This is a genomic window from Enterobacter cloacae complex sp. HYC003_NIDB (assembly GCF_056673375.1).
This window is the reverse complement of the sequence record NZ_CP114220.1, coordinates 3,779,780-3,803,068: the sequence shown is the minus strand read 5'-3', so window position 1 is coordinate 3,803,068 and position 23,289 is coordinate 3,779,780. Positions and strand designations below refer to the sequence as shown.

Below are 23,289 nucleotides of genomic sequence, written 5' to 3'. Positions count from 1 at the left end.
TAGACTCCTTCTGAACCCTAACAACAGGCAGGAGGACGTATGAAAAGTGTTATTAACTGGTTTGAAATTCCGGTCGCCGATATGGATCGCGCCATCAAATTTTATGAGTCGGTGATGCAGGTCGCGCTGCGGCGCGAGAAGATGGACGTGGCTGATCTGGCGATTTTCCCGCACGAGGATCCGGCCACCGGCGGCGCGCTGGCGAAATTTGACGGCGTTACACCGTCTTCGCAGGGCGCTATTATCTACCTGCATACTGACAATCTGGCGGCCACGCTCGATCGTATTGCTTCTGCGGGCGGTGAGTGCGTGTTTGGCCCGCTGGAACTGCCGCAAGGCATTGGCACTATAGCCCTGTTTACCGACAGCGAAGGTAATCGCGTCGGCCTCCATCAACCGGTATGAGAGTAAACCGATGACCCGACGCGCTGACCGTTTGTTCCAGATTGTGCAGATCCTTCGGGGCAGGCGTCTGACAACGGCAGCGCATCTGGCGGAAAGGCTTGGCGTGTCCGAGCGCACGGTGTACCGCGATATCCGCGACCTGTCGCTTTCCGGCGTGCCGGTGGAAGGCGAGGCGGGAAGCGGATATCGGCTGATGTCGGGTTTTGATTTACCCCCGCTGATGCTGACCAACAAAGAGTCCGAGGCGCTGATGGTGGCGATTCGCCTGCTCAAAACCTGGGGCGGGGAATCGCTGTCGCGCGAGCTGGAGTCGGCCCAGGAAAAAGTGCTGGCGATCCTGCCAGAAGAGAGCCGACGCAAGGCGGAGCAGACGCGTATATATGCGCCGGATATTGCCCTTCAGCCCCATTCCCGTAGTGGTTTCGACGTGATCCATCAGGCGATTTCCGCCCAGCGCGTGCTGGCACTGCATTATCGTGATGAGGCTGGGCAGCTCTCAAAGCGCGAGGTTCAGCCGCTGGGCTTGTTCTTCTGGGGAGAGCGCTGGCTGCTGGCGGCGTGGTGTGAACGGCGCGATGAATATCGCTGTTTCCGGCTCGACCGATGCCTCAATATTGTGCAGACGGAGAGGCGGTTTAGCGAAAGTGCGGACAGGTCATTGGCAGATTTTTTGCGCAAGGTGAGGCAGTAAAAAGCCGGGGGCGGCTACGCCTTACCCGGCCTACATTCGGATCGTAGGCCCGGTAAGCGTAGCGCCACCGGGCGGAATCCGCACTGATTAGAAGTTGTAACCCACGACCAGGTAACCACCCCAACCGGTAGAGCGAACGCTGAAGTCGCCGTTGCCAAAGTTCAGGCTGGCGTCGTCGTTCCACTGGCCACCGTTGTGCCAGTAACGCGCAACAACAGAGTAGTGCCAGTGATCGTAGTTCAGCGCCAGGATGTGGCTGGACGCGATGGAGTCGTTAGTGCGCGCTTTTCTGCCGTTCAGGTCGCGGAAATCGTTATCGCCCAGGTCTGAACCCCAGTCAAAGTTGGTGAAGCCGATATAGCTCAGGTTGCCGCCCCACAGTTGGGTAATTGGCACGAAGTATTTCACTTTGAAACGGTAGCCGTCCCACTCGTTCTCGTTCGCGGCGCCGTAGTTCTGCCACTGGTATTTTGCGTAGACGTTCATGGACAGGCTCATCGGCAGGCCAGTCTCAATGTCTGTACCCAGACCCATGTACCAGGTGCTCTGGCGACCGGACTTGTTGCGACCCATGTCGTAGATGTAGTTGTTTGCGAAATACCACTCTTTGAACGGACCAAACGCCAGACTGGTACCGGTCAGTTTATCAATGGAGAAGCGGGGTTCGATCTCCATGAACAGTGGGGAACCGTGGTTCCAGATACCTTTCGCGTCGGTGTTACCGCCGAAGAATACCGGTGCGTCCATGTAGCCATAGAAATCAAACCAGTCTTTTTTAGCGAATGCTTCGTACTCGAGGTAGGTATCGTTACGGATCTGCGGTCCGAAACGGGTATGGTAGCTGCCTACAACGTTAACGCTCTGATGCCACCAGTCGGAAAGGTATTGTGGTTTGTCGTTTTCCGCTGCGTTAACAGTGAAAGAGGTGGAGAGTGCCAGAACTGCACCGGCTGCGAATAATGTTTTTTTCATAATCATGCCACTGATTGAAATTCCCTTCCGGGAGTGAAAAATGCGCGAATTGCGTTTCTAAATATTTCGTATTTCTGCGGAGCCTATTATAGAAATCCTTGCTCACAAAAATATGTGTTGTTTCACATATCTCTCACATACGTAATCGATTGCGTTCACGTTTGCGTACTTTAGACGGGCGGGATTGTAGCGGCAATCATTTATGTTGCCAATCCATACGAAATGTAAATGTTAGCGGAGTGACATTTCACTCCGCTAGAAGGGCGGGTTATTGCGCGGCGGGTTGAATGTCGTGAATACGGATAAAGCCCAGCTGTTCTGGGCTCAGTCCGCTCAGCTGGAGCGGGATATCAACATCGCTCGGCGCCAGCGTGCTGGCGGGGGCGGTGAAGAGCTGATTCTTCACGTTCACTTCCTGATAGCTCTCCGTGGTGCCCTGAATCTGGCCCCACTCTACGGTGCCGCTGAACGCGGGAAGCGGATCGTTGGACTCACCCTGAATGCGTAATGTTGCGCGAGTACCATCGGCATTCGCTGCAACATTCACCACAGACATCTTTAGCATGCCAATCTGGCTGTTCAGACGCGCGGGCGTGTTTGCACCTGGCAATAAATAAACGCCATTGCTGGATTTGGCATTCAGCGCGTTCTGCTGGGTGATCTTCACGGTTTCTTTGTTAAGTTTGTCCATCGCCACGTTAAGCGTATTCACGCTTTGTTTCATCTCACGGACTTCGCTTTGCTGTGCGCAGGCGCTGAGCGTGAACAGGCTCCCCACCAGCACTATTTTCAGGTAACGTCTTGTCATTGCGTTTAATTCCTTGAAATCACAGATTGCTGCAATGGTAGACAGGATAGTGCCGTCAGGCATAGATCCTTTGTCTCAAAAAGCTCTTCCTTTGTTGTCGGGCCAGTTCAGGGTAAAATAGAAATCAGTTAACCAGATAACAGGGACATCGTATGCATTGCCCATTTTGCTCCGCTGTGGATACCAAAGTCATCGACTCGCGTCTTGTAGGCGAAGGGTCTTCCGTGCGTCGTCGTCGGCAGTGTCTGGTGTGCAACGAGCGTTTTACCACCTTTGAAGTGGCAGAGCTGGTAATGCCGCGCGTGGTAAAAAGTAACGATGTGCGCGAACCGTTCAATGAAGAGAAACTGCGTAGCGGGATGCTCAAGGCGCTGGAAAAACGGCCCGTCAGCTCCGATGACGTCGAAATGGCGTTAAACCATATTAAATCTTATCTGCGGGGGTTAGGCGAGCGCGAAGTGCCGAGCAAAATGATCGGCAATCTGGTGATGGAACAGCTGAAGAAGCTCGATAAAGTCGCCTATATCCGCTTTGCCTCCGTTTACCGCAGCTTCGAAGACATTAAAGAGTTTGGCGAAGAGATCGCCCGCTTACAGGATTAAGCCCATGCACGATGAGATGTACATGGCGCGCGCCATGAAGCTGGCGCAGCGCGGTCGGTTTACCACTCACCCTAACCCCAATGTCGGGTGCGTCATTGTTAAAGATGGCGAGATCGTGGGGGAAGGTTTTCACTACCGCGCAGGCGAGCCGCATGCTGAAGTGCATGCCCTGCGCATGGCGGGTGAGAAAGCGCGTGGCGCGACGGCCTATGTGACGCTGGAGCCATGCAGCCATCACGGACGTACGCCGCCGTGCTGTGAGGCGCTGATTGCGGCGGGCGTCTCGCGCGTTGTCGCCGCCATGCAGGATCCTAATCCGCAGGTGGCGGGCCGCGGGCTGTATCGTCTGCAACAGGAAGGCATCGACGTTAGCCACGGCCTGATGATGCAGGATGCCGAAAACATCAACAAAGGCTTCCTGAAGCGTATGCGCACCGGCTTCCCGTTTATCCAGCTTAAGCTTGGCGCGTCACTGGATGGCCGCACGGCGATGGCGAACGGCGAGAGCCAGTGGATCACCTCGCCGCAGGCAAGGCGCGATGTGCAACGTCTGCGCGCGCAAAGCCATGCTATTCTCACCAGCAGTGAAACGGTACTGGCTGACGATCCGGCCATGACCGTGCGCTGGGAAGAGCTGAATGCGGATACGCAGGCGCTCTATCCGCAGGAGAACCTGCGTCAGCCGCTGCGCATTATTGTTGATAGCCAGAACCGCGTGACGCCGGAGCACCGCATCGTGCAGCAGCCGGGTGAAACCTGGATTGCCCGCACCAAAGAAGATACGCGCGAGTGGCCGGAAGGCGTGCGCAGCATTATGGTGCCGGAACATAACGGGCATCTCGATCTCGTGGTGCTGATGATGTTGCTCGGCAAACAGCAGGTCAACAGCATCTGGGTTGAAGCCGGTCCGACGCTCGCCGGCGCACTGCTTCAGGCGGGGCTGGTGGATGAGCTTCTCGTCTACGTTGCGCCTAAACTGTTAGGTAATGACGCGCGCGGCCTGTTTGTGCTGCCCGGCCTTGAAAAACTGGCCGATGCGCCGCAACTCTCATTCAGCGAGATTCGTCCGGTAGGCCCGGATGTCTGCCTCCATTTAACGACAGCGTAATTGCTCCTGAAATAGGGAAGCAGTGCGCAAAGTATTATGATAAAATCCGCCCCCCTGCGGGGCCAAATGAACCCGTAAAGGAAGAGTATGAACATTATTGAAGCTGCTGTAGCTACCCCGGACGCTCGCGTCGCCATCACCATTGCGCGTTTCAACAACTTCATCAACGATAGCCTGCTGGAAGGTGCGGTTGACGCCCTGAAACGTATCGGCCAGGTTAAAGATGACAACATTACCGTCGTTTGGGTACCAGGTGCTTACGAACTGCCACTGGCAGCGGGCGCGCTGGCGAAAACCGGTAAATACGACGCGGTGATTGCGCTGGGTACCGTTATTCGTGGCGGCACTGCGCACTTCGAATACGTTGCGGGCGGTGCAAGCAACGGTCTGGCACACGTTGCACAGGATGCTGAAATCCCTGTCGCGTTCGGCGTGCTGACCACCGAAAGTATTGAACAAGCCATCGAACGTGCTGGCACTAAAGCCGGTAACAAAGGTGCAGAAGCTGCACTGACCGCGCTTGAAATGATCAATGTATTGAAAGCCATCAAGGCCTGATTTTTTTGTAAGGGGAATTCCGTGAAACCTGCTGCTCGTCGCCGCGCCCGTGAATGTGCCGTCCAGGCACTTTACTCCTGGCAGTTGTCCCAGAACGACATCGCTGATGTTGAATACCAGTTCCTGTCAGAACAGGACGTGAAAGACGTTGACGTTCTGTACTTCCGTGAACTGCTGTCGGGAGTGGCGACTAATAGCGCGTATCTCGATGGTCTGATGAAGCCATACCTGTCCCGTCTGCTCGAAGAGCTGGGCCAGGTCGAAAAAGCAGTGTTGCGTATCGCGCTGTTTGAGCTGTCTAAACGTGATGATGTGCCGTACAAAGTGGCTATCAACGAAGCGATCGAACTGGCGAAAACCTTCGGCGCTGAAGACAGCCACAAGTTTGTTAACGGCGTGCTGGATAAAGCCGCACCTGCGATCCGTCCCCACAAAAAGTGATCCGCAAACCGGAGTCTTGCATTGCCTTTTTGGCAGTGCGGCTCCGGTTTTTTATTTAATTTGCTGAGGCATAACGTATGGCATGCGGCGAATTCTCCCTGATTGCCCGTTATTTCGACCGTGTCAGAACCTCTCGTCTTGATGTTGAAACCGGCATTGGCGATGACTGCGCACTTCTCAATATTCCCGAAAAACAGACGCTGGCAATCAGCACCGACACCTTAGTGTGTGGGCGTCATTTCCTGCCGGATATCGATCCTGCCGATCTGGCGTATAAAGCGCTGGCGGTGAACGTCAGCGATCTGGCGGCAATGGGCGCCGACCCGGCCTGGCTGACGCTGGCTCTGACCCTGCCGGAGGTGGATGAAGCCTGGCTTGAAGCCTTCAGCGATGCCCTGTTTGAACAGCTGAATTATTACGATATGCAGCTGATTGGCGGTGATACCACCGCCGGTCCGCTGTCCATGACCCTGGCAATCCACGGCTATGTGCCTGCCGGGCGCGCGCTGAAGCGCTCGGGTGCAAAGCCAGGTGACTGGATCTACGTGACCGGTACGCCGGGCGACAGCGCGGCAGGGCTGGCCATCCTTCAGAACCGTTTAACGGTTGAAGATGCTGACGATGCGGCGTATCTGGTGAAGCGCCATCTGCGGCCAACGCCGCGTATTCTGCACGGTCAGGCGCTGCGCGAGCGGGCCAGTTCGGCTATCGATTTGTCTGACGGGCTGATCTCCGATCTCGGCCATATCCTGAAGGCCAGCGGCGTGGGCGCACGCGTTGACCTGGATCTGTTCCCGCTGTCGGAGCAACTGCTTCGCCATGTCGAACCTGAACAGGCGCTGCGCTGGGCGTTATCCGGTGGAGAAGATTATGAGCTGTGCTTCACCGTGCCTGAGCTGAATCGCGGGACGCTGGATGTGGCGCTAGCGCATCTGGGGGCGAAATTTACCTGCATCGGGCAGGTAATGCCGGAAAGTGAAGGGTTGCTGTTTGTCCGCGACGGCGCCCCGGTTACGCTTGACTGGAAAGGGTACGATCACTTTGGGTGAGTGTTTTGCCGGGTGGCGGCTTCGCCTTACCCGGCCTACGATCGCACTTTATTTGTAGGCCGGGTAAGCGTAGCGCCACCCGGCAAGTGTTTATTTAAACCCTACCACCGGATGCTGCTGATACGGCGTCTCCAGCTCGGCAATCTGCTCCGGCGTCAACGATAAGTCCACCGCACTCAACAACTCATCCAGCTGTTCTTCCCGCGACGTGCCCACAATCGGCGCGGCGACACCGCGCTTGCTCAGCAGCCACGCCAGCGCCACCTGCGCGCGCGTTGCACCGATATCGTCGGCGATCCCGGCTAAGCGTTCGGCAATTAACGCATCGCTGGCTTCTGTATCGTCATACAGGTTTTTACCCACTTCATCCGATACCAGCCGGGCGGTAGTTTCCCCCCACGGACGGGTTAACCTTCCGCGCGCCAGCGGGCTCCACGGGATCACCGCCACGCCTTCCTGGTAGCAGAGCGGCAGCATCTCGCGCTCTTCTTCCCGGTAAATCAGGTTGTAGTGATCCTGCATAGTGACAAAGCGCGCCCAGCCGTGCTGCGCCTGGAGATCGAGCGCCTGGGCAAACTGTGAGGCATGCATGGACGATGCGCCGATGTAGCGCGCTTTACCGGCTTTCACAACGTCGTTTAACGCTTCAAGCGTCTCTTCGATCGGGGTGTTGTAATCCCAGCGGTGGATTTGCAGCAGGTCGACGTAATCCATGTTCAGGCGTCTGAGGCTGTCATCAATGGAACGCAGGATCTGCGCGCGAGAAAGGCCTTCCGCCAGATCGCCTGACGGGTAGTACACTTTAGTGGCGACCACAACGTCATCACGACGGGCAAAATCTCGCAGGGCGCGGCCCACAATCTCTTCGCTGCTGCCGTCTGAGTAGCTGTTGGCGGTATCGAAGAAGTTGATGCCGCCGTCAATGGCGCGCTTGATGATAGGGCGGCTGCTCTCTTCCGGCAGCGTCCAGGCATGATTTCCCCGGTCAGGCTCGCCAAACGTCATACATCCCAGGCAAAGCCGGGACACCTTAAGGTCCGTTTTTCCTAATGTCGTGTATTGCATGGTTCCGCTCCTGCTGTTTAAACAATACGTTTAAGCATAGCAGGAGCAGAAAAGGGGAGGGATCAGGCCAGCCAGGTGCGGATTTTAGCTTCGATACCGGCGGCGTCCAGACCAATGTCGGCGCGCGCCTCATCCTGGGTGCCTTGCGGGATGAAGTGGTCAGGGAGGCCGAGATTAAGCACCGGAACGGCTTTACGGTTCGCCATCAGCACTTCGTTCACGCCGCTACCCGCGCCACCCATGATGGCGTTCTCTTCCAGCGTAACCAGCACGTCATGGCTTTCCGCCATGCTCAGAATCAGAGATTCATCGAGCGGCTTCACGAAGCGCATATCGACCAGCGTCGCATTCAGGTTTTCAGCGACTTTTGCCGCTTCCGGCATCAGCGTACCAAAATTCAGGATCGCCACTTTTTCACCACGGCGTTTCACCAGACCTTTACCGATATCCAGTTTTTCCAGCGGCTGTAATTCAACGCCAAGGGCATTACCGCGCGGATAACGTACCGCGCAGGGGCCGTCCTGATAGTGGTAACCGGTATACAGCATCTGACGACACTCGTTTTCGTCGCTTGGCGTCATGATCACCATATCAGGGATGCAGCGCAGGAAGGTGAGATCAAACGCGCCCTGGTGCGTCTGGCCATCAGCCCCCACAATGCCCGCGCGATCGATAGCAAACAGCACCGGCAGCTTCTGAATGGCAACGTCATGGATAACCTGATCGTAGGCGCGTTGCAGGAAGGTAGAGTAGATCGCGACCACCGGCTTGTAGCCGCCAATCGCCAGTCCCGCTGCGAAGGTCACCGCGTGCTGTTCGGCAATGGCGACGTCGAAATACTGGTCCGGGTATTTTTTGGAAAACTCGACCATGCCGGAGCCTTCACGCATGGCAGGCGTTACCGCCATCAGCATGTTGTCTTTCGCCGCCGTTTCGCACAGCCAGTCGCCAAAGATTTTTGAGTAGCTTGGCATCCCGCCGCTGCTTTTCGGCAGACAACCGCTGGTATGGTCGAACTTAGGCACCGCGTGGAAGGTGATCGGATCTTTTTCCGCCGGTTCGTAACCACGCCCTTTTTTGGTCATGATATGCAGGAACTGCGGGCCTTTCAGGTCGCGCATGTTTTTAAGCGTCGTCACCAGGCCCAGCACATCGTGGCCGTCCACCGGGCCAATATAGTTAAAGCCCAGCTCTTCGAACAGCGTACCCGGCACGACCATGCCTTTGATGTGTTCTTCGGTACGCTTAAGCAGCTCTTTAATCGGCGGTACGCCGGAGAAGACTTTTTTACCACCTTCACGCAGTGAGGAGTAAAGCTTGCCGGACAGCAGCTGCGCCAGATGGTTATTCAGCGCGCCGACGTTCTCGGAGATCGACATTTCGTTATCGTTGAGGATCACCAGCATGTCCGGTTTGATATCGCCCGCGTGGTTCATGGCCTCAAAGGCCATCCCGGCGGTGATCGCCCCGTCGCCAATCACGCAGACGGTGCGGCGTTGTTTATTCTCTTTTTCGGCGGCAACGGCAATACCAATGCCCGCAGAAATGGAGGTGGAAGAGTGGCCGACGCTTAACACATCATATTCACTCTCGCCGCGCCACGGGAACGGGTGCAGGCCCCCTTTCTGGCGAATGGTGCCAATTTTATCGCGACGTCCGGTCAGAATTTTGTGCGGATAGGCCTGGTGGCCTACATCCCAGATCAGCTGATCGAACGGCGTGTTATAGACGTAATGCAACGCCACGGTCAGCTCAACCGTGCCAAGTCCGGAGGCGAAGTGGCCGCTGGAGCGGCTAACGCTGTCGAGCAGGTAGCGACGCAGCTCGTCACACAGCTTCGGCAGACTCTCTTTCGGCAACAGACGTAACTCCTGAGTGGAGTCAACTAACGCCAGTGTCGGGTATTTGGCAATATCAAAACTCATCAAAGGCTCATCGAGATTTATAGTTTATTTATCACGCTGGATTATGTAGTCCGCTAGCGCTTCCAGTGCCGAGGTATCCAGCGATTGCGCGGCCAGCTCATTCAGCGACCGGCGGGCATCGTCTATCAGATCCCGGGCTTTACGTTGGGCATGCTCAAGGCCCAACAGGGCGGGGTAGGTACTTTTGCCAAGCTGCTGATCCGCACCCTGACGTTTTCCCAATGTTGCAGTATCGCCCACCACATCCAGAATGTCATCCTGAACCTGGAATGCCAGACCGATACTTTCTGCGTATCTGTCCAGAACCGGCAGGGCTTTACGCCCGCGTTCACCCGCGCTCAGCGCGCCCAGGCGAACGGCTGCACGAATCAGTGCGCCCGTTTTGTGACGGTGGATGCGCTCCAGCTGTTCCAGAGTAACCTGACGACCTTCAGCCTCCAAATCCAGCGCCTGGCCGCCGCACATCCCGGCGACGCCGCTGGCCATTGCCAGTTCGGACACCATTGCCAGACGATCGCGATCGCTCACCTCAACCATCGGCGCATCGCTCAGAATGGAGAAGGCCAGGGTTTGCAGCGCATCCCCCGCCAGAATGGCATTCGCTTCGCCAAATTTGATATGGCAGGTTGGCTGACCGCGACGCAGATCGTCATCGTCCATGGCCGGCAAATCATCGTGGATCAGCGAATAGGCGTGGATACACTCCACGGCGGCTGCCGGGGCGTCCAGCGTGTTATCGCTGATACCGAACATATTGCCCGTGGCATACACCAGGAACGGACGCAGGCGTTTACCCCCCAAGAGTGCGCCATAGTGCATGGCTTCAACCAGTGGAGTGTTCTGAAAAGGCTGCGGCTCAATGAATCGGCGCAGCGCATCGTTGGCGCGGATGACGCGCGCCTGAAGCGCGTTGGAAAAATCCATTTACTCGGCGTCCGGTGTGAATGGCGTGGTTTTAGCGTCTTCGCTGTCGGAAAGCAGGATCTGCACACGCTGCTCGGCCTGCTGGAGTTTTACCTGCCCCTGGCGCGCGAGCTGCACGCCGCGTTCAAATTCGTTGAGCGCGTCTTCCAGCGGGAGATCGCCGCTCTCAAGACGGATAACGATCTGCTCCAGTTCACTCAGCGCAGTTTCGAAACTGGCCGGTGCGTCGTTTTTCTTCGGCATAGTGAATTGACTCTTAAATTTTTCGCCCTGACATGGTAACGGACTCGGGGCAATTATCAAATAACGCGAGTGGCGCGATGGTGGTATACTTGCGCGCCTGGATGCAGCCACGGGTGTGGGCTGCTGTATCATTTTCCACTACAAGCCTTTATAAGCTTGCCTAAGAAACATTGCCGCCATGAAGTTTATCATTAAATTGTTCCCTGAAATCACCATCAAAAGCCAATCCGTGCGTTTGCGCTTTATTAAAATTCTCACCGGGAACATTCGTAACGTATTAAAACACTACGACGAAACGCTCGCCGTGGTGCGTCACTGGGACCACGTAGAAGTCCGCGCGAAAGACGAAAACAAACGTCTTGATATTCGCGACGCGCTGACCCGTATCCCGGGTATTCACCATATTCTGGAAGTGGAAGACGTTCCCTTCACCGATATGCACGATATCTTCGAAAAGGCGCTGGTGCAGTACCGCGACCAGATCGAAGGGAAAACGTTCTGCGTGCGCGTGAAGCGCCGGGGTAAGCATGAGTTTAGCTCTATTGAGGTTGAGCGCTACGTCGGTGGTGGTCTGAACCAGCACGTTGAAACGGCGCGCGTGCGCCTGACTAACCCGGACGTCACCGTTAACCTTGAGATCGAAAACGATCGCCTGCTGCTGGTCAAGGGTCGTTATGAAGGTATTGGCGGTTTCCCTATCGGCACTCAGGAAGATGTGCTGTCGCTGATCTCCGGCGGGTTCGACTCCGGCGTTTCCAGCTATATGCTGATGCGTCGTGGCTGCCGCGTGCACTACTGCTTCTTTAACCTGGGCGGCGCGGCGCATGAAATCGGCGTACGTCAGGTGGCGCATTACCTGTGGAACCGCTTCGGCAGCTCCCACCGCGTGCGTTTTGTGGCGATCAACTTTGAGCCGGTGGTCGGCGAAATCCTCGAAAAAGTGGACGACGGCCAGATGGGTGTGGTGCTGAAGCGTATGATGGTGCGTGCGGCGTCCAAAGTGGCTGAGCGCTACGGCGTGCAGGCGCTGGTCACCGGTGAAGCGCTGGGGCAGGTCTCCAGCCAGACGCTGACTAACCTGCGTCTTATCGATAACGTGTCTGATACGCTGATCCTGCGTCCGCTGATCTCTCACGATAAAGAGCACATCATCGATCTGGCGCGTAAAATCGGTACTGAAGATTTTGCCCGCACCATGCCGGAATATTGCGGTGTGATCTCAAAAAGTCCAACCATCAAAGCGGTGAAGGCGAAGATCGAAGCGGAAGAAGAGAACTTCGATTTCAGCATCCTGGAAAAAGTGGTGGCGGAAGCGTCCAACATCGATATCCGTGAGATCGCTCAGCAGACCGAGCAGGAAGTGGTTGAGGTGGAGACGGTCAGCGGCTTCGGTGCTAACGATACGATTCTGGATATCCGTTCTGTTGATGAGCAGGATGACAAGCCGTTGCAGGTGGAAGGCGTCGAGGTGGTTTCGCTGCCGTTCTACAAGCTGAGCACCCAGTTTGGCGATCTCGACCAGAGCAAAACGTATCTGCTGTGGTGCGAACGTGGGGTCATGAGCCGTTTGCAGGCGCTGTATCTGCGTGAGCAGGGCTTCGCGAACGTGAAGGTGTATCGCCCGTAGTTTCTCGCCCGGTGGCGCTTTGCTTACCGGGCCTACGGTACCGTGCATTTGTAGGCCGGGTAAGGCGTAGCCGCCACCCGGCTTTTTTATGCACTACTCTTCATAGTAATTATAAATCCCCGCCGCCATCACCAGCGATGACGCCACTTCGTACGCTTTTTCGCGCCCAACCAGCAGGTCAATTATCTTCAGGCCAAAATCAATGGCAGTGCCCGGCCCCTGGCTGGTGAGCAGGTTAACGCGCGGATCCCAGACCACGCGTTTATCCACCCACTGGTCTTCCGGAATAGTGTCCTTCAGGCCAGGGAAGCCGGTCATATTGCCGATGGGGAAAATGTCGTGCGGAACCAGTACCGTGCCTGCGGCCGCACAGATTGCCGCGACGATACGCCCGGAAAGATGAAACTGACGAACGGTTTCAACCAGCAGTGGGCTGTCGCGGAAACACTCAGCCCCCTTCAGACCACCCGGCAGAACGATAATGTCGTAATCACCGTCCGCCACCTGTACAAGCGGTGCATCCGCCAGGATCTTCACCCCACGCGAGCAGGTAATCGCCAGACTTCCGTCGCTGGCGACGCTGGCGGTAGTAACCTTAATACCACCACGCACCAGCAAATCAATGGTGGTGACCGCTTCTGTCTCTTCACTACCAGGGGCGAGGCATACCAGTGCCGATGCGCTCATACTCACTCTCCTTTCGTTTTACTAACTCAAACAGACGGCTGTTTTCCGCAACGGTAATGCCGTGTGCCCGGGCGCGTTTTAACAGATAACCGGTTATGTAATCAATTTCGGTATGCCGCATAGCCCGGATATCCTGCAACATTGAGGAGATATTTTCTGCCGTACTCTCAATGACCTGGTCGACATAATAACGTAAATCGGATTCTGAGGTGTGGTAGCCTTCGCGTTCAATGACGGCGGCAACTTCCCGGCAAATCAGCGCTACCCGATCGGGGTGCTGGCGCAGCTCACCGTTAGGGCAATCCAGCAGGGCGGTCAGCGGATTGATCGCGCAGTTCACCGCCAGTTTGCGCCACAGTTCCGCGCGAATGTTATTGTGCCAGGCGACGTCAGGCAGCGTGCTTTGCAGGGTATCCGCAAGATAGCTGTAATCGCCGGTCTGTTCACGCGCAGGACCGATATGGGTGATACCACTGGCAACATGGATAATGACGTTACCGTCGCGACGTGCCGCGTGGGTGGTTGTCCCCATCAGCAGCGGTTGCCGGACAGATTTTAGCTCTTCAATGGTACCCATACCGTTGTGAATCAGCAGGATTGGCGTGCTTTCAGGTAACTGGGCGGCCAGGCTTTTCACCGCATCGGAGACCTGCCAGGCCTTCAGCGTGACCAGCAGCAAATCGCTGGTGGCAAGAAATTCCGGATCGTTTGCCGTCAAAGACTCGTTGAAAATTGAACCGTCTGTACCAATTACGTTCACACTGCAATAGGGCTGGGGAATTCGCAGCCAGCCCTGAACGTCGTGTCCCTGTTTGCATAGCGCTGTAAGCCAGAGTTGGCCAAGGGCTCCGCATCCAAGCACTGTTACTTTCATCGTTCCTCCTCACCTGCAACGGCGCCAGGTGCTATGACGCTAAGTATAGCGCCATCAGCTAAGCTTCTCGTTATGCCTCGTTGCGGGTATTATGCAACGCAACAAAAATGAAGGGAGAAGAAAAGATGCCATCTTTCGATATTGTTTCTGAAGTTGATTTGCAGGAAGCGCGTAACGGCGTAGAAAATGCTGTCCGTGAGGTTGAGTCACGTTTCGATTTTCGTGGCGTTGAGGCGACCATTGAACTGAACGACGCGAACAAGACGATCAAAGTCCTGAGCGAGTCTGATTTCCAGGTCAACCAGTTGCTGGATATCCTGCGCGCCAAGCTGCTCAAGCGCGGCATTGAAGGGACCTCACTCGATGTACCGGAAGATTTTGTTCACAGCGGCAAAACCTGGTTTGTGGAAGCGAAGCTGAAGCAGGGGATTGAGAGCGCGGTACAGAAAAAAATCGTTAAGCTTATCAAAGACAGTAAGCTCAAAGTGCAGGCGCAGATCCAGGGTGAAGAGATCCGCGTGACCGGAAAATCCCGTGATGACCTGCAATCCGTGATGGCGCTGGTGCGTGGCGGCGATCTCGGTCAGCCATTCCAGTTTAAAAACTTCCGCGATTAAGACAATCATGCCCGGCTAAACCGGGCATTTTTTCAGGCCTTCAGCGCCTGCTCCACCTCAAAGCGGTTAGTCACTTTGCTGTCAATTTTGACATACGCACTGCGCTCTTCCGGGACAATCAGCACTTCGCTCACGCCCTCTGTCGCTTCCAGACGCTGTTTTAACGCGTCACCGATTGCCACGTCATCGGGAATTTCTACCCGCAGGCTACTTACATAGCGCGGCTCTTTCATGGTGCTGGCAACAAACAGCCAGAGCATCGCCAGCAGCGCACCGGCGAGGAAAACGGTCTGGGAGTCAAACAGACCGTCCACCCAGCCGCCGAGCGACCCGCCGATCGCCACGCCGAGAAACTGGCTGGTGGAGTAAATGCCCATCGCGGTGCCTTTGTATCCTGCCGGAGACTCTTTGCTGATAAGCGACGGCAGCAGGGCTTCCATCAGATTAAACGCCAGGAAGAACAGCTGTACGCCGGCGATCAGTTCCCAGAAATGCGGGCCAGCGCCCCACAGCACAATCTCGGCAATCAGCAATAACGCCACGCAGCCCATGAAGACGCGTTTCATTTTGCGCTTCACTTCGGCGTAAATAATGAAGGGCACAACGGAGACAAACGAGATCAGCATTGTGACCAGATAAATTTTCCAGTGCTCTGCCGCCGGGAAACCGGCTGCGGCAAGTTGACCGGGCAGGGCGACGAAGGTGGACATCAGCAGAATGTGCAGGCACATAATGCCGAAGTTCAGCTTAAGCAGGCGCGGCTCGGCGATGACTTTGCTGAAGCAGCCTTTCACCATCCCGGATTCACGGTTGAGGACGTGGTTTTTACTGTCAGGCACAACCCACAGCGTGAGTGCGATCCCAATGGTCGCCAGCACCGCAATCATCCAGAACAGGGCGTGCAGGCCGAGCGCATGAGTGATGACAGGCCCCAGCACCATGGCAATGGCAAACGTGACGCCGAAGCTGACGCCGATAAACGCCATGGCTTTGGTGCGGTTTTGCTCGCGGGTTAAGTCTGACAGCAGCGCCATCACGGCGGCGGCAATCGCCCCGGAACCTTGCAGGGCGCGCCCAAGAATAATTCCCCAGATGGAGTGGGAGAGGGCGGCGATGATGCTGCCAAGTACAAACACCAGCAGCCCGCCGACAATCAGCGGTTTGCGACCCACGCGGTCGGAGAGCAGGCCAAAGGGGATCTGGAATATCGCCTGCGCCAGGCCGTAGATACCAATCGCCAGACCAATCAGCGCTTCGCTGGCACCCTGTAACGCCATGCCATATGTGGTCAGAACGGGCAGGACCATAAACATGCCAAGCATCCGCAGCGAGAAAACAGTCCCTAAACCCCAGGTCGCACGCAGTTCGCCTGGCGTCATTTTATAATCGTTCATTACCACCTCTACCAAAAAGCAGGCCATAGTTTAGGCGGGGTGATAAGTGCGGTAAATAGGTGTTTGTTTAAGAGATATTACGAGGGTGTGATAAAAGCACCCCCGGATAAAAAATTACGCCTCGACGCGCAATCCGTAGCTTTTGAATTTCTCAAGAACAATGGCAATTTCATCGTCACTGAGTACAGGAACGGGATCTACTATCGCCAGCGTGGCCAGGTAGAGTTTTGCCAGCACCTCTACCTCCTGCGCCAGCCACAGTGCCTTTTCAAGATTTTCTTCGCAGGTTATCAGGCCGTGGTGCTGTAAGAGCGTCGCTTTGCGATTGCGTAATGCGACCGCGACATGCTCTGACAGCGCGCGCGTCCCGAAGGTCGCGTAAGGGGCGCAGGGAATGGAGTTTCCCCCGGCGGCGGCAATCATATAGTGAATAGCAGGAATGGGGCGGTTGAGTATCGAGACGGCGGTACAGTTAACCGCATGGTTATGGACGACGGCGTTAGCATCCGGGCGGGTCTGATACACCACCTGATGAAAACGCCATTCGCTGGAGGGCAGTTTATCTTCTTCGTGTCGCCCCTGTGCATCTACATAAACGATACTCTCTTCGGTCAGATGCTCGTAGGGAATTCCGGTCGGCGTAATCAGCATGCCGTCGCGATAGCGAACGCTGATATTGCCGGCGGTGCCCTGATTTAACCCCATGCGGGTCATCTCAAGGCAGGTGTCGATAATGTCTCTGGCTAATCGGGCTCGTTCCATTTTTTATTCTCCGGGTACAGTTTTATTTTTACTGGCGGGAACGTTTGACCAGCTTCATATCGACTTTCGCCGTCTCGTTAACCGCTTCGCCGTCGATGGCTCGCTGCATCAGTTCAAACGCTTTTTCCGCCCAGGTATCTTCATCCTGCTGCATGGACCAGACGCTGTTAGGCAGGAACCCCAGCATGGGGTGCTCATCGAAGGTGCCGATATTGATGTGTTGGGGCACGGTGCCGGTACGCGTCCGCAGGGCTTCAATTGCCCCTTCCAGAACGGGTAACGATGAGGCGATAAACGCCTGCGGAACACCCTGGCTGTCGATAAGCGAATCCATCAGGGCATATCCGCCCTCCGGCGTATTGTCCGGCCCTTCGATGACCCACTCGCGATGGTGAATACCGGCTGTTTTCAGGGCCTGTAAGTAGCCGTTCAGACGGTCCGTAATACTGGGCAGTGCGGTATCGCCCACAAGGAACCAGAGCGGCGTTTTTCTCTCTGCCAGCATGTTGCGGGCCAGTTCATCCCCCCCGGCCTCGTTATGACTCTCAACCAGCGCGTTGTCAGTAAAGCCAAAATCCCGGTCGAGGAGCACCAGTGGTTTTTGGATCTGCCGCAAATGATGCTGCTGGTTTTCCAGCGTCGAGGGAACGATAAACAAGCCGTCCACGTTGCGCGCCATCAGGGCTTTAACCAGCTTGTTTTCGTAATCCACATCGTTGTAAGTACAGCTGATCATCAGCTGGTAGCCCGAACGGCGGCAGCGCAGTTCGAGTTTCTCGGCGAGCGTTGCAAAGAACACGTTCGAGATGTTGGGCACGATGAGCCCCAGCGTCTCGGTTTTGTTTAGCTTAAGACTGCGCGCCGAATGGTTGAGGGTATAGCCGAAGCGCTCGACGTGTTCATTAATTCGGGACTGTGTTTTCACGCTGATCCGATACTGTTCGGCTTTCCCGCTCAGTACCAGCCGCACGGTGGTGACGGATAAATTCAGATCCTTCGCTATCTGTTCAACTGTTTTGGCCATCGCTACGCCTCAATCCTTAACGTACGTAAAAAACTGCTGATAAAGCATACGCATCCTGCCATTACATTTCCTGTTGCATCAGGAGATTAAGCGCCTGCTGCTGGGTCCACAGCATCAGGTACGCCTCATATTTTTGCCTGTGGAAAGCCGCGGTTTCCGGCCGACGGGTGATGATGTCGCCGGCTTTGACCATTTCCCGGGTGGCATCGGTGAGCGTTGCCCATGCACCGCTCGCCACAGAGCCGCAAATGGCCGCGCCGAGAGTGACGGCATCTTCTTCGGCTAAGAGATGAATATCGCAGCCCGTGGCATCGGCATACTCCCGCAGCCAGAGCCGGTTATGGGTGGCTCCTCCACAAATGACAATACGCGACAAGGTGTGCCCGTGATGTTTCAGGGTATCCATAATATGTCGTGTGCCATAGGCTATGGCCTGTAGCGTGGCCAGATAGAGCCTCGCCAGCGCACGTTCACCGGTTTCTAATGTCAGACCGACCACGCTGCCCCGCGCATCCGGACGCGAACGCGGCGAGCGGTTGCCGTGGTGATCGGCCAGAATGTGCAGGTTGCGGGTGGGATATTTTTCTTCCTGTTCAAGCGCGGCTACCCAGTCGTTGAGCAGCGCCACCGGATGGCGTTGCGCCGCTTCTGCTTTTGCAAACAGGTCTGCGCTGGCTCCGTGCCCGCGCAACGTCCAGTCGACCAGCGCCCCGGCAGCACTTTGCCCGCCTTCCGTCAGCCAGTAGCCCGGCAGCATGGCGCTCCAGTAAGGCCCCCAGACGCCGGGCGTATGGATCTCCGTCTGACTGGCAAGCATATGGCAGTTCGAGGTTCCGCTGATGAGCGCCAGCGTGCCCTCCGGGTGTGAGCCCGTCAGCGCCACGCCACCCGCGTGGGCATCGATCATGCCGCTTGCCACAACCACCTCTTCGGGCAACCCCAGAGCTTGCGCTGCCTGTGGGCTGAGTTTCCCGACGCATTCAGCGACGTCCAGAATAGTATCGGGAATTTTTGTCAGTAAGGTCTCCAGCCCCACCTCCCTGAGCAGCGATTCGCTGAACTGCGCCTCATGCGCAAGGTAGTTCCATTTGCAGGTGAGGGTGCACAGGCTGGCGGCGTCCTGGCCCGTTGCTTTCCAGACCAGAAAATCGGCAAGGTCGAAAAAGCGCCAGGCCTGATTCCATGTTTCAGGATGATGTCGCTGCAACCACAGCAGTTTTGGCAGTTCCATTTCAATACTCACCTCGCCGCCCACGTAGCACAGGGCCGGATCGCGTGTGGCATTGATGCGAACAGTTTCTTCGTGAGCACGATGATCCATCCACATAATGATGTCCTGCGAAGCCGGACTGTCGGGGGACACGCTCAGGCCGTTACCCTCAGCATCCAGCGCGACCAGCGAGCAGGTGGCGTCGAAGCCAATCGAACGAATGGCGTCGGGTGAGATCCCAGAGGAGTCGACGGCTTCCCGCACCACCGCGCAAACCTGCTGCCAGATCTCCGCGGAGGACTGTTCCACGCGCGCGTTGCTGGCGTGAAACTGCGAAATCGGACGGGTCGCGAAGCTCAAACGCTCGCCTTGCGCAGAGTAAAGCCCAGCACGGACGCTGGCTGAACCCACATCGACCCCGAGGAAATAGCCGTCACTCATCATAAACTTCCTTATTTTTTACCAAACGGATGTAACAGTTTATCAATTTCAGGGGTGTTGATATTCTGCGCATTGACATATTTCACTGGAATATCAATTTCCTTAGCCACCGTCTGTCCGGAAATCACCGCGTTCAGCGCCTTTATGCCCTGATAACCAATCTGGTACGCGTCCTGCACCACGAAGCCCTGAATCACGCCGTTTTTGAGGAAGTTAATGATGGCTTCGGTGCTGTCAAAACCGATGACTTTCACTTTGCCCTTCAGATTCTGGCTGTCGATAGCGTTCGCAACGCCCAGGGTTGAGCCTTCGTTGGTGGCATAAATACCGGCGATATCCGGGTTGGCCTGAACCATATCAATGGTTTTATCCATCGCTTTTTGCGGGTCGCCATCGCTATATTGCACCGGCAGTACCTGAATATTCGGGTACTTCTCTTTCATTCGCTCGCTGAATCCTTCAGAGCGCTCAATGGCGGACGTCGTTCCGGCTACGTGGGCGATAATACCCACTTTCCCCTTCTGGCCTACCTGCTCCGCCAGCGCATCCGCAGCCTGTGCGCCCGCCTTACGGTTATTGGTGGCGACAAAGCTGGCCGGGATATCGGAGTTCACGCCCGAGTCGAAGGTCACCACTTTGATCCCCCGGCTGTTGGCGGTTTCGACCAGCGGGGCAAGGGCGTTTGCATCAAGCGCGGCCAGCAACAGGCCGTTTGGCTTTTGTGCCATGGTGTTTTCGACTAACTGGATCTGCTCGGCGATTTGCGTTTCATCGGCAGGGCCAACGTAGCTGGTTTTGTCACCCAACTCTTTTGCGGCAGCTTCCGTCCCCATTTTGACCGTCTGCCAGAATTCGTGCTGGTAACCTTTACTGACTACCGGCAGGTTTAAATCTTTTGCCAGCGCGCTGCTGGACAGGATGGCAACGAGCGACAGGGCGCTCAGGATATGGCTGGTTTTCATTATTTTGCTCCGTTGTAGGGTTGGCAGGGCTTGTTGTATCGAGAACCTAACGCATTCTTTTACGTAACGTGTCCAGGTAGACGGCGGCAACGACGACCACGCCCATCGCCACCATCTGCCAGAACTGGGACACGCCCATGAGATTGAGGCCGTTTTTCAGCACGCTCATAATGAACGCGCCTATGATGGTGCCGCCAATCGTGCCCACGCCGCCCATCAGACTGGTACCGCCGATCACTACCGCCGCAATGGCTTCCAGCTCATAACCCACGCCTACGGTTGGCTGGCCTGAATTGAGACGAGAGGCGAGGATCACCCCGGCCACGCCGGTTAACAGGCCGCATAAGGCGTAAACGAAAATTTTCACTCGCTGGACTTTGATCCCGGAAAGATGTGCCGCCGTTTCATTGCTGCCGACAGCGTAGATATAGCGGCCCATCACCGTTTTCTTCAGGATCCACATGGCGATCAGTGCCACGATGACCAGGTAGAACACCGGGTAAGGCAGGACGTCGAACAGGCGACCCTGCGCTAGCAGCTTGAACTGCGGGTAGTCAGAAAAATAAATCGCGCGGCCATCGGTCATCACCATATTGATGCCGCGTACCGACATCATTAAGCCGAGGGTGGCAATAAACGGTGGTATGGTCATTTTGGTGACCAGAAACGCGTTCACATAGCCGCAAAGCCCGCCGGCGAGCACGCCTGCCAGAATACAGACCGGCAGCGGCATACCAAACCCGGCGGCGATGCCCACCGCAACCCCTGAGAACGCCACCACCGATCCGAGCGACAGGTCGATCCCGGCGGTAATAATCACAAAGGTTACGCCAATGGCCATGATGCCAATCACCGCCGTTTGCAGGGCGATAGTCATGATATTTTCAGTATTAAAGAAGAACGGTGAGCTGAAGCTGAAAAACAGAACCAGCAATACCAGGCTAAAAAGAGGCGCCAGACGCATCAGGAGCGCTTTATTTATTTTCATCGTATGACTTCCGCTTTGCGGCGATGGAACGGTAACGGACATGATTAATCCTCCAGCGTGGCGTATTGCATGATTTTTTCCTGGGTGGCGTGCTCAGCCTCTATTTCGCCGGCAATGTGGCCGCTGCGCATCACAAGTATGCGGTCGCACATTCCTAATACTTCCGGCAGTTCGGATGAAATCATGATGATCGATTTACCTTTAGCGACAAGGCGGTTCATTAGTTCATAAATTTCCAGCTTGGCGCCAACATCAATTCCCCGGGTTGGCTCATCAAAAATTAAAATATCGGTATCTTTACAGACCCAGCGGGCAATAATGATCTTCTGTTGATTACCGCCGCTCAAATTCAGTGCCGCCTGTTCCAGATGCGGCGTTTTTATTCGCAGCGCATCCACCAGTTTCTGACTGGACTCCCGGCAGCGTTTTTCATCGACATTACCCGCGGCGCCGGCGTAGTCCGGGTAATTGCCGAGCATAATGTTCATCTCAACGGAAAGGCCGAGGGCGAGTCCCTCTTTTTTGCGGTCTTCTGTTAAATAGCTGATGCCTTTCTCAATGGCGTCAGCCACGTCTTTAATCCGTGTGGGGGTGCCGTTCAGCGTCAGGGTACCGGCGTCGATCGCATCGGCGCCAAACAGGGCCCGGCCCAGTTCCGTTCGGCCTGCGCCCATTAAGCCAGCGAGGCCGAGGATCTCGCCGCGCCAGAGGGTAAAGTTGATGTCGTGCAGTACACCATTTCGCGTCAGGCCATTCACCTCCAGCACTTTTTCTCTGCGCTGATGCGGCGGGCGTTTTGGGTAGATGTTATCGAGATTGCGGCCAACCATCATGGCGATAAGCTCGCCGATCTGAACCGTTTCATAATCTACGGTGGCGATGTATTGTCCGTCGCGCATGACGGTCGCGCGATCGGCGATCAGCGCCAATTCTTCCAGACGGTGCGAGATGTAGACTATCCCCGTGCCCTGAGCCTTGAGCATCCGCGTGACGTCAAACAAACTCTCGATTTCACTTTCGGTCAGCGCGGCGGTGGGTTCATCCATGATTAGCACTTTGGCATTGACCGAAATCGCTTTGGCAATTTCCACCATCTGCTGCTGGGCTACGGTTAATTCACTGACGCGGGCGTCCGGGGCGATTTTTAAATTCAGCGTGTGCAGTATTTTCTCAACCGCCTGTCGCTGGGCGCGTTTATCTAACTGCCAGCGACTATTTTTGCAGAATTCACGGCCAATAAAGATATTCTCTTCCACGGTTAAATCGGGAAAGAGATTAAATTCCTGATGGATAATCGTAATACCTGCGTGCTGAGCACTTAGCGGATCGCTGAATGATACGGATTGCCCTTCAAAGCGAATTTCACCGGAATCGGGTTGGTAAACACCGGATAATATTTTCATCAGCGTCGATTTGCCGGCACCGTTTTCACCTAACAGGGCATGAACTTCGCCGCGGCGTAAATCGAAATCAACCTGATTCAGCGCCAGCACGCCGGGAAAGCGTTTGGTGATGCGCGTCATCTGAATAAGAGTCTCTGACATTGCAAAATTCCTGTGTTGGAAAGGCAATGAATCACAAGCCACAGTGATTTAGTTATTAAGCTAACTCGACTTAGCATTCGTCCTTAAAAGCTATTTTAGGGTCATAATTTAGCCAAATCATTTGTATTCAAATTGTGACGTCGTGCAAAGGTATTTTGTTATTTAATTGAATTTAAACGGTATGTTTAGTTTTTGCTGAATCGTAATACCTGACGCTGATCGAATTTTGACCTCTCATCGTGAAACTGCTCACAGATTCTGCACATTTATCTTGTCTCATTTTTAGTGAGAACCCTAAGCTAATTCGAGTTAGCAAATTTCACCGCTTTCCGTTCACGGTGCTGCCCGGGCGCTTTTTCACGGCTATG

General features: G+C 55.5%; 24 protein-coding genes. 9 read left to right on the top strand and 15 right to left on the bottom strand.

The annotated features are described in order from the left end of the window. Positions 1-39: 39 nt before the first annotated feature. Entirely contained in the window at positions 40-405 is a 366-nt protein-coding gene (locus tag O1722_RS18295) for a VOC family protein (protein WP_017383165.1), read from the top strand. Positions 406-415: 10 nt separating this feature from the next. Beyond that, a complete protein-coding gene (locus O1722_RS18290) occupies positions 416-1,096 on the top strand; it encodes a helix-turn-helix transcriptional regulator (protein WP_033486689.1) in 681 nt (226 codons plus the stop codon). A gap of 87 nt (positions 1,097-1,183) precedes the next feature. Here O1722_RS18290 and O1722_RS18285 read toward each other — a convergent pair whose 3' ends face one another. After that, positions 1,184-2,068, bottom strand: coding sequence for a nucleoside-specific channel-forming protein Tsx (locus O1722_RS18285; protein ID WP_032670818.1), 885 nt, complete (start codon positions 2,066-2,068; stop codon positions 1,184-1,186). 268 nt (positions 2,069-2,336) lie between these two features. Then, the gene (locus O1722_RS18280; RefSeq protein ID WP_080296603.1) at positions 2,337-2,876 is read right to left on the bottom strand and encodes a SadB/YajI family lipoprotein; all 540 of its coding nucleotides are present in this window, start codon (positions 2,874-2,876) and stop codon (positions 2,337-2,339) included. Between the two features lie 152 nt (positions 2,877-3,028). Here O1722_RS18280 and nrdR point away from each other — a divergent pair, with 152 nt between their 5' ends. The 5 genes from nrdR to thiL all read left to right on the top strand — a co-directional run bounded on the left by nrdR (position 3,029) and on the right by thiL (position 6,634). Next, entirely contained in the window at positions 3,029-3,478 is a 450-nt protein-coding gene (gene nrdR, locus O1722_RS18275; RefSeq protein WP_003859099.1) for a transcriptional regulator NrdR, read from the top strand. A 4-nt stretch (positions 3,479-3,482) separates the two neighbouring features. After that, positions 3,483-4,586: a bifunctional diaminohydroxyphosphoribosylaminopyrimidine deaminase/5-amino-6-(5-phosphoribosylamino)uracil reductase RibD gene (gene ribD, locus O1722_RS18270; RefSeq protein ID WP_017383169.1), complete on the top strand. Its 1,104-nt coding sequence runs from the start codon at positions 3,483-3,485 to the stop codon at positions 4,584-4,586. Positions 4,587-4,673: 87 nt separating this feature from the next. Then, complete coding sequence (gene ribH, locus O1722_RS18265; RefSeq protein ID WP_003859098.1) at positions 4,674-5,144, top strand: 6,7-dimethyl-8-ribityllumazine synthase; 471 nt, start codon at positions 4,674-4,676, stop codon at positions 5,142-5,144. Positions 5,145-5,165: 21 nt separating this feature from the next. Further along, complete coding sequence (nusB, locus tag O1722_RS18260) at positions 5,166-5,585, top strand: transcription antitermination factor NusB (protein ID WP_006809908.1); 420 nt, start codon at positions 5,166-5,168, stop codon at positions 5,583-5,585. A gap of 77 nt (positions 5,586-5,662) precedes the next feature. After that, a complete protein-coding gene (gene thiL, locus O1722_RS18255; RefSeq protein ID WP_023296013.1) occupies positions 5,663-6,634 on the top strand; it encodes a thiamine-phosphate kinase in 972 nt (323 codons plus the stop codon). Positions 6,635-6,724: 90 nt separating this feature from the next. Here the strand turns inward: thiL and O1722_RS18250 are convergent, their stop codons facing one another. From O1722_RS18250 to xseB, 4 genes are all read right to left on the bottom strand, one after another. Next, on the bottom strand, positions 6,725-7,699 hold the full coding sequence (locus tag O1722_RS18250) for an aldo/keto reductase (RefSeq protein ID WP_017383171.1): 975 nt from the start codon (positions 7,697-7,699) through the stop codon (positions 6,725-6,727). Between the two features lie 62 nt (positions 7,700-7,761). Beyond that, complete coding sequence (gene dxs / locus O1722_RS18245) at positions 7,762-9,624, bottom strand: 1-deoxy-D-xylulose-5-phosphate synthase (RefSeq protein ID WP_033486686.1); 1,863 nt, start codon at positions 9,622-9,624, stop codon at positions 7,762-7,764. A gap of 24 nt (positions 9,625-9,648) precedes the next feature. Beyond that, positions 9,649-10,548: a (2E,6E)-farnesyl diphosphate synthase gene (ispA, locus tag O1722_RS18240; protein ID WP_017383172.1), complete on the bottom strand. Its 900-nt coding sequence runs from the start codon at positions 10,546-10,548 to the stop codon at positions 9,649-9,651. Continuing rightward, entirely contained in the window at positions 10,549-10,791 is a 243-nt protein-coding gene (gene xseB / locus O1722_RS18235) for an exodeoxyribonuclease VII small subunit (RefSeq protein ID WP_015571292.1), read from the bottom strand. A gap of 178 nt (positions 10,792-10,969) precedes the next feature. Here xseB and thiI point away from each other — a divergent pair, with 178 nt between their 5' ends. Continuing rightward, positions 10,970-12,418, top strand: a complete 1,449-nt coding sequence (gene thiI / locus O1722_RS18230) for a tRNA uracil 4-sulfurtransferase ThiI (protein ID WP_006809903.1) — start codon at positions 10,970-10,972, stop codon at positions 12,416-12,418. Positions 12,419-12,511: 93 nt separating this feature from the next. Here thiI and yajL read toward each other — a convergent pair whose 3' ends face one another. Together yajL and panE are read right to left on the bottom strand one after the other, a co-directional pair. Further along, positions 12,512-13,105: a protein deglycase YajL gene (gene yajL / locus O1722_RS18225; RefSeq protein WP_033486685.1), complete on the bottom strand. Its 594-nt coding sequence runs from the start codon at positions 13,103-13,105 to the stop codon at positions 12,512-12,514. Beyond that, positions 13,068-13,979, bottom strand: a complete 912-nt coding sequence (panE, locus tag O1722_RS18220) for a 2-dehydropantoate 2-reductase (RefSeq protein ID WP_033486684.1) — start codon at positions 13,977-13,979, stop codon at positions 13,068-13,070. The genes yajL and panE overlap by 38 nt, the downstream gene beginning before the upstream one ends. 125 nt (positions 13,980-14,104) lie before the next feature. On the opposite strand from panE, the gene O1722_RS18215 reads away from it, so the two are divergent. Beyond that, complete coding sequence (locus O1722_RS18215) at positions 14,105-14,596, top strand: YajQ family cyclic di-GMP-binding protein (RefSeq protein ID WP_017383179.1); 492 nt, start codon at positions 14,105-14,107, stop codon at positions 14,594-14,596. A gap of 32 nt (positions 14,597-14,628) precedes the next feature. On the opposite strand, the gene O1722_RS18210 is transcribed toward O1722_RS18215, so the two are convergent. The 7 genes from O1722_RS18210 to O1722_RS18180 form a co-directional block, all read right to left on the bottom strand. Further along, on the bottom strand, positions 14,629-15,990 hold the full coding sequence (locus tag O1722_RS18210; protein ID WP_033486682.1) for an MFS transporter: 1,362 nt from the start codon (positions 15,988-15,990) through the stop codon (positions 14,629-14,631). A gap of 114 nt (positions 15,991-16,104) precedes the next feature. Beyond that, positions 16,105-16,752 carry an L-fuculose-phosphate aldolase gene (gene fucA, locus O1722_RS18205; protein WP_033486681.1) on the bottom strand — a complete coding sequence of 216 codons (648 nt, stop codon included), beginning with the start codon at positions 16,750-16,752 and terminating at the stop codon, positions 16,105-16,107. Between the two features lie 28 nt (positions 16,753-16,780). Further along, the gene (locus O1722_RS18200) at positions 16,781-17,776 is read right to left on the bottom strand and encodes a LacI family DNA-binding transcriptional regulator (protein ID WP_015571284.1); all 996 of its coding nucleotides are present in this window, start codon (positions 17,774-17,776) and stop codon (positions 16,781-16,783) included. A gap of 61 nt (positions 17,777-17,837) precedes the next feature. Continuing rightward, the gene (locus O1722_RS18195) at positions 17,838-19,427 is read right to left on the bottom strand and encodes an FGGY-family carbohydrate kinase (RefSeq protein ID WP_033486680.1); all 1,590 of its coding nucleotides are present in this window, start codon (positions 19,425-19,427) and stop codon (positions 17,838-17,840) included. Between the two features lie 11 nt (positions 19,428-19,438). After that, complete coding sequence (locus tag O1722_RS18190) at positions 19,439-20,389, bottom strand: ABC transporter substrate-binding protein (RefSeq protein WP_000858088.1); 951 nt, start codon at positions 20,387-20,389, stop codon at positions 19,439-19,441. A gap of 46 nt (positions 20,390-20,435) precedes the next feature. Then, the gene (locus O1722_RS18185) at positions 20,436-21,419 is read right to left on the bottom strand and encodes an ABC transporter permease (protein WP_017383183.1); all 984 of its coding nucleotides are present in this window, start codon (positions 21,417-21,419) and stop codon (positions 20,436-20,438) included. 2 nt (positions 21,420-21,421) lie between these two features. Continuing rightward, complete coding sequence (locus O1722_RS18180) at positions 21,422-22,921, bottom strand: sugar ABC transporter ATP-binding protein (protein WP_017383184.1); 1,500 nt, start codon at positions 22,919-22,921, stop codon at positions 21,422-21,424. Positions 22,922-23,289 lie beyond the last annotated feature (368 nt).